General features: G+C 47.2%; 1 protein-coding gene and 1 pseudogene. Both read right to left on the minus strand.

Annotated elements, in window-relative coordinates; translation table 11 throughout:
* A pseudogene (locus tag HHL16_RS24780) lies at positions 1-421 on the minus strand (DNA mismatch repair protein); the annotation flags it as partial.
* Positions 414-1770 (minus strand): hypothetical protein (locus tag HHL16_RS24785; RefSeq protein ID WP_346766856.1); only part of this gene is annotated, 1357 nt, incomplete at its 5' end. The gene HHL16_RS24785 and the pseudogene HHL16_RS24780, both read right to left, overlap by 8 nt.

Consider the following 1770-nt stretch of genomic DNA (forward strand, 5'->3'; position numbering starts at 1 on the left):
TGTCTGCCAGAGGTTCTACAAACTGGTAGCATTTGTTCAGGGTTACGATGGTAGCTTGTAATCCCTGCATCATCTTCTTATATCGCTCATCGCGGGTAACGGAGGCAAGTATTTTTTTGAGCAGCGTGGCTGCCAATACGAGTGCTTTGTTTTTGCTGGTCTCAGTATCCATGAACTCCCGCATCAGGGTCAGTTGCCCGGTGTCGAACGGGAACAGCAGTTGAGCATGTTGGAAGAACTGAAATACACTGCTGCGTTGATTGATAGCTACAGCTTCCTGCAGGGGATTGCGGAACATATGATCGAGCAGTTGCTCTCCGCCACGGGTCTTTACCTGAGCAAATAATCCATACACAGAACCCTGACGGAACTTGCCGAGGATGTTCAGTTCTTCTATTGTTTGTTTGTCGTTGTTAAACATGGCGTACAGAGGTTTGAGCATTTGTTGAAGAGGTACTTTCTTTTTTTCCTTTCTCCAGAATATCGAGAATGCCTTCGTTGCGGATGATGATCATACCATGACGATCATCAGTGATACCACGTTCGAGCTGATAAGTGTATTCAGGAACATGGCCGTTCATGCGTGTGGGGAGGAACCGGAAGTCTACATGACTGGAATCTTTCAGCTGCTCACCAGCTTCCACAATGTGAGAAGACACGATGAACAGGCTGTTGCTTTTACGGGTAAATCCTTTGATCACAGCAACAGTTGCTTCATGCGCGTCTTTCACATTGGTGCCACGGAACAGCTCGTCGAAGAGGATGAAGAACGAGCCGCCGCTGCTGAGTTCCTGCGCCATTTTTTTTACGCGTAGTACTTCCACATAAAAATGGCTGGCGCCGATACCGAGGTTATCAGGAAGGTTAACTGTGGTGTAAATCCCATCGAGTACGGAAAATTCCATCGAAGTGGCTGCCACAGGAAAGCCCATGTGTGCAATGTAGAGCGCCGTGCTCAACGATCGCAGGAAAGTGGATTTGCCGGCCATGTTAGCTCCCGTGAGGAACAATACATTTTTGCCACCATTCATCTGCAGGTCATTGGCTACGGGCTTTTTGAGGCCAGGATGATAAACGCCCTTCACATTCAACACCGCCTGACCTTTATCCAATGCCTTGGGGAAAATGAATTTTCGTTCCAGTGCTGTCATGGCAACAGACATATATACATCGAGTTGATAGATGGCTTTGAGCAGTTGCTGAATCTTTTCTCTTTCGGTTGTACGAAAGAGCGAGTCGAAAGCAGTGATGGCGCTATAGGACAACCGGGCTTTATCTGATACTTTCAGCGCTGGCTCAAACGCAGGATCAGCCAGCAATTGAGCAATCGCTTCCCTTTCATTGGCATAACCAACAATGTTGATGATCTCATGTCTGTCTATAAAATTGAAAGTGGTGTTCAGGATATCGATCACTGCATGCACACCGTTCTGTATTTCTTTTTCGCCCAGCGCTACGCGGTTACCTTTTGCCTTCATTTCTTCTTCTGAATGACTCAGGTATTTTTCTGCCGTATCGAAAAGTGCAGCATCATAAGGGAAACGGATCTTTAAACGGGCAAGATTTTCTATGATGCTGCTACGCCGGTTAATGGCCTGCTTATCGGAAAGCGGATTGCGGAACAGATCGCTCAGCAGGGCTGCACCGCCGCGTGTGTTGGCATTATTGTAGATATCCATGATGCCTTGCCCGCTTTTTTTCCCAAAGATCTCCAGATCTCCGATGGTCTGTTCGTCTGTTCTCAATAAGTTCATAGCATGTATGTTTACC

It is taken from the genome of Pseudoflavitalea sp. G-6-1-2 (assembly GCF_012927185.1).
Taxonomy (GTDB): domain Bacteria; phylum Bacteroidota; class Bacteroidia; order Chitinophagales; family Chitinophagaceae; genus Pseudobacter.